The organism is uncultured Porphyromonas sp. (assembly GCF_934359325.1).
Taxonomy (GTDB): domain Bacteria; phylum Bacteroidota; class Bacteroidia; order Bacteroidales; family Porphyromonadaceae; genus Porphyromonas_A.
In genome coordinates, this window is sequence record NZ_CAKRLH010000074.1 from 1 (window position 1) to 7,864 (window position 7,864).

Consider the following 7,864-nt stretch of genomic DNA (forward strand, 5'->3'; position numbering starts at 1 on the left):
CTCCACGACCCTCGCATCGCAGAGATGACGGCGGGCGGCAAGCTCACCCGCACGCAGGCGGGGATCCGTCTAGCGGTGAAGGATCATCCCCGGGCGCTCTTCGCCTTTGGCAACGCCCCAACGGCGCTGATGGAGCTCGCTGACCTGATCCATCAGGGGAAGGCTGAGCCGGCAGGCATCATCGCCGCGCCGGTGGGCTTTGTCCACGTCTGTGAGTCGAAGCATATGATCAAGCCCTTCCGAGAGATCCCCAAGCTGATCATCGAGGGGCGCAAGGGCGGGAGCAACCTCGCCGCCACGCTCTGCAATGCGATCCTGAGCTATGACGATGCGGCGGGGATACGCCCCGGCAGAGACGTATGAAGATCTTCCTTATCGGTATCAGCGACAGTCGGGAGCAGAGGCTCTCGGAGGAGGTGCAGGAGGTGATCCGCTCGCACCGGCACTTCTCCGGCGGGCGACGGCACCACGAGATCATGCGCCCCTTCCTCCCGACGGAGCACGACTGGATCGACATCATCCCTCCGATAGATGATCAGATCCGTAGCTATGGCAGGTATGAGAATATGGTGGTGGTGGCCTCCTGTGACCCGATATTCAATGGCATCGGTCAGCGGATCATGGAGCTGCATCCCGGGGCGGAGATCACTCTCTTCCCCCACTTCCACTCCCTCCAGATGCTGGCCCACGCGGCGCTGCTTCCCTATCAGGATATGCATGTGGTCTCGCTGACCGGTCGCCCGTGGAGGGCGCTTGATGAGGCCCTGATCTGTGGGGAGCGGATGATCGGCATCCTGACCGACCTGAGGCACCACACGCCCCGCACGATAGCGGAGCGGATGATCGCCTATCGCTATGACAATTACGTCGCTTACGTCGGCGAGCATCTTGGCAATCGGGAGGAGCAGAGGGTGTCGCGGCTGTCGCTTGAGGAGATGAGGGAAAGGGACTTCGGCTACCCCAATAACCTGATCCTCCTCCGCACGAGGGCTCAGGAGCGCCCCTTTGGGATCCCCGATGAGGCATTTGTCCCGCTGGAGGGACGTCCCCGGATGATCACCAAGTCACCGATACGGCTGCAGAGCCTGTCGCTCCTCGGACTGCATCAGGCGCAGACGCTCTGGGATGTGGGCTCCTGCACCGGCTCTGTCTCGATAGAGGCAAGGCTGCAATTTCCCCACCTCTCTGTGATCGCCTTTGAGATCCGTCCGGAGGGCGGTGCGCTCCTGGAGACCAATGCCCGGAGGCTCCATGCCCCGGGGATCGACTTCGTCCCGGGGGACTTCCTGGAGGCTGACCTCTCAGCGCTCCCGACCCCGGATGCGGTCTTCATCGGGGGGCACGGCGGACGGCTCCCGGAGATGATACGGCGGATCTATCCGCTGCTGCCGGGAGGCGGGCGGATCGTCTTCAATTCTGTCAGTGACGAGAGCCGACAGCTCTTCCTCAGCAGCCTTGCCGATGTCGGCACGGGACTGTCGGAGGAGACGCTGATGGCTGTCGACCACTTCAATCCCATCCATGTGATGCAAGCAACGAAATGAAAGAGAAGAATGTAGCCATACTCACCATCTCCCGCGAGGGGAGAGAGATTGCCCTGCTGCTCAGGGACGAGCTCCCGGGGGTCACTCTCTACAGCACGGTGGAGGCGGAGGGCTTCCGCACCATGGCGTCGCTGCGGGAGGGGTGCCGGGAGCTGATCGGGGAGTACTCCGCCCTAATTTTCTGCTCCGCCCTCGGGATCTGTGTCCGGACCGTGGGCGATCTCCTGCAGGATAAGCACATCGACCCCGCCATCCTCTGCATCGACACGACGGGTCACTATGTGATCCCCGTCGCCTCGGGGCACGTCGGAGGAGCCAACGACCTCGCTCGTCGCATCGCCCATATCCTCGGTGGTGAGGCTGTCGTCACGACGCAGAGCGACCGCCGGGGACTGTGGGCTCTTGATACGCTGGGCGAGGAGCAGGGCTGGCGGACAGAGCTGGTCGGCACGACGATGAATCACGCCATCGCCCTCTTCGTGGAGCGTCACCGGGTGGCACTTCTCATAGAGACACGCTCGGCCGGGACGGCGCTCCTGGAGCGGACGAGACCGGAGTGGGTCACTCTTTTCCATAAGGCGGAGGAGATCCGACCACAGGACTTTGACCTCCTGATCACCGTGGGGTGCCGGTACCACGCAGAGATAGATCTGCCGCAGCTCTGCTACCGCCCGCCCCTCCTTCATCTCGGCATCGGGTGCCGGCGCATGGCCGACCCGACCGGGGTGACCGACCATATCCTCTCGGAGGTGAGGGCAGGGGGCTTCTCCCCTCTCTCCATAGCGGATCTCTCCAGTATAGAGCTGAAGCGTGGCGAACCGATCCTCGAGGCGCTGGCAGAGCGACTGGGGGTGCCTGTCCGATACTACGACAGCGAGACGCTCGATGGGGTGAGCGTGCCGCATCCCTCGGAGCGGGTCGGTGAGGCGACCGGCTCTGCCAGTGTCTCCGAGGCGGCTGCCCTCACTTCCTCGGGAGGGGGCGAGCTGGTGATCGAGAAGCAGAAGGGGAAGCTGAGCGAGGGGAGTGACTTTACCTTTGCCCTCGCCATAGAGCGCAAGGGGCTGATGAGAGGGCACATCGAATTTGTCGGCGCAGGGCCGGGGGATCCCGACTTGATCTCTGTGCGCGGGAGACACTTCCTCGAGACGGCAGACCTGATCCTCTACGCCGGGAGCCTCGTACCGGTGGCTCTGACGGAGTGCGCCAAGGAGGGAGCGGTCGTCCGAAGCTCGGCGGGGATGGCTCTCGGGGAGCAGATAGCCCTGATGAAGAGCTTCTACGACCGGGGGGCGCTCGTCGTGCGACTCCACACCGGCGACCCATGCATCTATGGCGCCATCGAGGAGCAGATGGCAATCCTCGACGAGGAGGGCATGGCGTACCACATCACGCCGGGGATCTCCTCCTTCCAGGCGGCTGCGGCAGAGCTGCAGAGCGAATTTACCATCCCGGAGCGGGTGCAGACCATCAGCCTGACCCGAGGCAGCGGGCGCACACCGGTGCCGGAGCGGGAGCAGCTCTCCCGGCTCGCCGCCTCGCAGAGCACGATGTGCATATACCTCAGTGCCTCGATCGCTGAGGAGGTGGAGCGGGAGCTGCTCACCCACTACCCGCCGACCACCCCTGTGGCGGTCTGCTATAAGCTGACCCACCCCGAGCAGCGGATCTACCGCGGGGAGCTCAGGGATCTCGCAAGGATCGTCCGCGAGCAGGAGCTTAAGCTCACCACCATGATCGTCGTCGGTGAGGCGATAGGCAACCGCGAGGGGCTGTCTCGCCTGTATCACAAGGACTTTAAGCATCTCTTTCGCCCATGACACCCATCATGATCGTCTCCCTCGGCAGTGGGGAGCCGGAGGATATCACCCTCCGCGCATACCGGGCTCTGCAGGATGTGGAGCGCATCTACGCCATAGGAGAGGCGGCAGTAGAGATCATCCGGGCGCTCCCCTCAGGAGCGCTGCTGGAGAAGAAGGTGACCATACTCTCCGTCCCCATGCAGAGTGACCGTAGAGCAGCCGCCTCGGCCTACGAGGCACTCGCCGGTCAGCTCGAGAAGGACTGCCTCGCCGACATCTCCGCCGCTCTCGTCACCATCGGCGACGCGGGGACCTACTCCAGTGCGGGCTATGTCTGCCGGCTCCTCAGGGAGAGGGATATGCCCCACTTCATCCTCCCCGGCATCCCTTACTATATGACGCTGCCGGCGTGCCTCAGCAGACCGCTGGTCCTGGGGGAGCAGTCGCTTCTCGTGCTCAGTCGTGTCGAGAGTGCGGAGCAGCTCCGGGAGGCGATCGACAGGGGTCGGGTGGTGGTCGTGATGAAGCTCTCCCGCTCGGAGGAGGCGGTGCGGGACTTCCTCCGGACGGATCCACCGGTCTCCATCCTCTACGGTGAGTACATCGGCGACGAGGAGCGGGAGTTGGTCACCGACACCCTGAGGTTCCTCCCCGAGACCCCCTTTCCTTACTTTTCCCTCCTCATCATTAAGCCAAGCACGAGATGAAAATAAAGACCTATCTATATGGTGCGCTCCCCTTTCTCCTCCTTCTCCTCTCCTCCTGTGGGGGAAAGGAGACGCAGGGCAGGGAGGAGACGATGATCGCCGGTGACTCGCTCATCCGCTATGCCGAGGGGCTGAGGATCAGTCGCAGTGAGGGCATGACGCTGGTCGACATCTCTGACCCGACGAAGCCGGAGAGCGAAGTCTATCGCTACGCCTTAGTCCCCCGAGGGACTGATGCCGGCGGGGAGATCCCCGAGGGCTACACGCCGATAGAGGTGCCGGTGAGGCGGGTGATCGTGATGACGACGCTGCAGCTCTCCAACTTCATCAAGCTCGATGCCGTCGACCGGGTCGTCGGTATGCCGAGTACCCACTTTCTCTTCAATCAGAAGATGCTCGACCGCCTGGCGGAGGGCAAGGCACGGCGGATCGGGATAGAGGGAAACTTTGACTCTGAGCTGATCATGGCACTGGAGCCGGACCTGATCCTCGTCTCCCCCTTCAAGCGCGGAGGGTATGATGCCCTCAAGGAGCTCGACATCCCGCTCCTCACCTTCCTCGGGTACAAGGAGACCTCCCCGCTCGGTCAGGCGGAGTGGATCAAGCTCACCGCCCTCCTCCTCGGGAAGGAGGAGCAGGCGGAGCAGACCTTTGACCAGATAGAGCAGCGGTATCACCAGCTCCAGAGCCTCATCACGCCCGACCTACCCCGCCCGAAGATCCTCAGCGGTGAGCTGCACGGGGGCAACTGGTATGTCGTCGGGGGGGAGAGCTACCTGGCGCACCTCTTCCGCGATGCCGGTGGGGACTATTTCCTGAGGGACAACAAGGAGTCCGGGGGTTTTTACCTCGACTTTGAGACCGTCTACAGCCAGGCGGCGGATGCGGACTTCTGGCGGATCACCAATAACTACAAGGGTGACTACTCCTACGATGTGCTCGCACGCACCGACGCCCGGTACAGAGACTTCCGGGCGTATAAGGAGCGGAAAGTGCTCTACTGCAATCTCTCGGAGCGTCCCTTCTACGAGGGGTCACCGGTGGAGCCGGAGGTGGTTCTTGCCGACCTGATCCACGCCTTCCACCCCGAGCTGCTCCCCGACCATACGCCAGTCTACTACGACCTCCTCACGAGGGAGAAGTGATATACCATGCCCCGCTCCCGTAACGCCATAGCCTTCGGCCTCGTCGCGATCCTGATCGTCGTCGCCTTCGTCCTCAATCTCTCTCTCGGGACGATAGCGATCCCCTTCCGCGACGTGGTGGATATCCTCCTCGGGCGCGACACCGGAGGGAGTGAGATCTGGCGTAACATCGTCTGGAAGAGCCGCTACCCGCAGACCATCACCGCCCTCGTCGCCGGCGCGGGGCTCTCCATCAGCGGACTGCTCATGCAGACGGTCTTCCGAAATCCCCTCGCCGGTCCCTCGGAGCTCGGCATCAGCTCGGGTGCCAGCCTCGGCGTGGCGACCCTCGTGCTCCTCTCGGGGAGCATCAGCCAGAGGGCGCTGATCCGCATGGGCTTCGTCGGGGAGATGGCGGTCTCGGTGGCGGCACTCCTCGGGGCGCTGGCGGTGATGGGGATCATCATGATCATGTCGGAGAAGGTGAAGGGGAATGTCGTCCTCCTCATCATGGGCGTGATGATCGGCTACATCGCCAATGCGATCATCGGCGTGCTGAAGTTCTTTAGCAACGATGAGGATGTTCGCAGCTATGTCGTCTGGGGACTGGGGAGCTTCTCCAAGGTGAGCGGCGACCGCGTCACCACCTTCGTCCTCCTGATGCTGGTGCTAATCCCCCTCTCCTTTCCCCTCATCAAGACGCTTAATCTCTTGCTCCTCGGAGAAAACTATGCCCGCAGCCTCGGGCTCAACTACAAGCGCGCCCGCCACCGGGTGATCTTCTGCTCCTGCCTCCTCACCGCCATCGTCACCGCCTACTGCGGCCCGATCGTCTTCATCGGTCTGGCGGTGCCGCACCTCTGCCGAACCATTTTCGCCACCTCCAACCATCGGATCCTGATGCCGGCGGTGACGCTCGTCGGGGCGTTGCTTGCCCTGATCTGCAGCGTCATCGCGCGGATGCCGGGCTTCGAGGGGGCGCTGCCGATCAATTCGGTCACCGCCCTCATCGGTGCCCCGATCGTCATCTGGGTCCTCTTCAGTCGCCGTCGGGGCGAGAGACTATGAGTAAGGAGATCACGATAGAGCTGCGCGACCTCGCCATCGGCTACCCGCACAGGGTGGTCGCCGAGGGGCTCTCCGCCACCGTCTACTCCGGTGAGCTCACCTGCCTCATCGGGTCCAATGGTGTGGGCAAGTCGACCCTCCTCCGCACGATTGCCGCCTTCCAGCCCAAGCTCGGCGGCTCCATCCTCGTCCGCGGGGGCGAGATAGACAGCTACAAGAGCCGGGAGCTGGCGCAGCTCATCAGCGTCGTGCTGACGGAGCGGATAGAGGTGGGGCACATGACCGTGCTCGACCTCGTCTCCCTCGGGCGCAGCCTCTACACCGGATTTTGGGGAAAGGTGGATGCCGCCAATGAGCGGAAAGCCCTTGACGCCCTCCGTCTCGTGGGTATGGAGCGCTTCGCTCCCCGCGACATCGGGACGCTCAGCGACGGAGAGCGACAGAAGGTGATGATCGCCAAGGCACTCGCCCAGGAGACCCCGATCATCCTCCTCGATGAGCCCACCTCCTTCCTCGACTTCCCCTCCAAGGTGGACATGATGCAGCTCCTCCACCGGCTCTCCCGAGAGACGCACAAGACCATCTTCCTCTCCATCCACGACCTCGAGATGGCACTCCAGATCGCAGACAAGATCTGGCTCCTCGATGATGAGAAACGGCTACACATCGGCACCCCGGAGGATCTCTCCCTCGACGGGACACTGAGTGACTTCTTTGAGCGACGGGATATCGTCTTCGACCGGCTCAGAGGGCTCTTCCGCATTGAGAATCCCCACACCCGAACCATCCGTATCAGTGCTCCCACACACCGGCTCCTCCCGCTCTACCATATGGTCGCGAAGGCACTGAGGCGCAATGCCATCCTCGCCACAGCTGAGGCGGAGAGTGCCGATGCGATCGAGCTCTCCGATGAGGGGATGCTCCTCAGGACCGCCGATGGGCAGTGCCTTCGCCCCACCACGATAGAGGAACTCCTCGACCTACTAACTAGCGACGAGCACCATGGGTAAGATCCTCATCATCGGCGGAACTACCGAGGGCAGGGCTGCGGTAGAGGTGTGCGAGGAGGCGGGCAAGCCCTTCCTCTACTCCACCCTCGGCACCTCGCAGGAGATCGCCCTCCATCACGGCACCCGGCTGGAGGGTCCCTTGGATGCCGATGCGATGACAGCACTCTGCCGGCGGGAGGAGGTGAGTGTCCTCGTCGATGCGGCTCACCCCTTTGCCACCATCGTTCACCGGAATGTCGCCAAGGCTGCAAGCGAAGTGGCCCTGCCGACGATTCGGTATGAGCGAGCCTTCCCTCCGCTCCCCGAGGGGGCTCTCTCCGTCAGCTCCTTCCCCGAGGCGATGAGGGAGCTGGAGCGGCTCAGCCCCCGCCGACTCCTTGCCCTCACCGGGGTCAAGAGTATCGCCGCCATGGGGGACTACCCGCTGCGGCACGAGGTCTGGCTGAGGGTGATGCCAATACCCGAGACGGAGCGGATCATCAGCGAGAGCGACTTCCCCCGCAACCACCTTATCTACTACGATCGGGCGCAGGACGACCGGGCGCTCATGGAGCGACTGCGCCCCGACCTGCTCCTCCTCAAGGAGAGTGGCGAGAGCAGCGGCTTTGA

Annotated in this window: 8 protein-coding genes; all 8 read left to right on the top strand. The window is 63.4% G+C overall.

The features are described 5' to 3' along the window. Positions 1–363: precorrin-8X methylmutase (locus tag Q0F21_RS04115; RefSeq protein ID WP_297237661.1), on the top strand; the 363-nt coding region annotated here is incomplete at its 5' end. Beyond that, complete coding sequence (gene cbiE, locus Q0F21_RS04120; protein WP_297237663.1) at positions 360–1,544, top strand: precorrin-6y C5,15-methyltransferase (decarboxylating) subunit CbiE; 1,185 nt, start codon at positions 360–362, stop codon at positions 1,542–1,544. The genes Q0F21_RS04115 and cbiE, both read left to right, overlap by 4 nt. Then, positions 1,541–3,364: a precorrin-4 C(11)-methyltransferase gene (cobM, locus tag Q0F21_RS04125; protein ID WP_297237665.1), complete on the top strand. Its 1,824-nt coding sequence runs from the start codon at positions 1,541–1,543 to the stop codon at positions 3,362–3,364. The genes cbiE and cobM overlap by 4 nt, the downstream gene beginning before the upstream one ends. Beyond that, positions 3,361–4,053, top strand: coding sequence for a precorrin-2 C(20)-methyltransferase (locus tag Q0F21_RS04130; RefSeq protein ID WP_297237667.1), 693 nt, complete (start codon positions 3,361–3,363; stop codon positions 4,051–4,053). The genes cobM and Q0F21_RS04130 overlap by 4 nt, the downstream gene beginning before the upstream one ends. Beyond that, positions 4,050–5,198 (top strand): ABC transporter substrate-binding protein, encoded by a 1,149-nt coding sequence (locus Q0F21_RS04135; protein WP_297237668.1) that lies wholly within the window; start codon positions 4,050–4,052, stop codon positions 5,196–5,198. The genes Q0F21_RS04130 and Q0F21_RS04135 overlap by 4 nt, the downstream gene beginning before the upstream one ends. A 6-nt stretch (positions 5,199–5,204) precedes the next feature. Beyond that, positions 5,205–6,245: an iron ABC transporter permease gene (locus Q0F21_RS04140; RefSeq protein WP_297237670.1), complete on the top strand. Its 1,041-nt coding sequence runs from the start codon at positions 5,205–5,207 to the stop codon at positions 6,243–6,245. Then, on the top strand, positions 6,242–7,255 hold the full coding sequence (locus Q0F21_RS04145; protein WP_297237672.1) for an ABC transporter ATP-binding protein: 1,014 nt from the start codon (positions 6,242–6,244) through the stop codon (positions 7,253–7,255). Before Q0F21_RS04140 ends, Q0F21_RS04145 begins: the two co-directional genes overlap by 4 nt. After that, a partial coding sequence (locus Q0F21_RS04150; protein ID WP_297237674.1) for a precorrin-6A/cobalt-precorrin-6A reductase occupies positions 7,248–7,864 on the top strand: 617 nt, incomplete at its 3' end. The genes Q0F21_RS04145 and Q0F21_RS04150, both read left to right, overlap by 8 nt.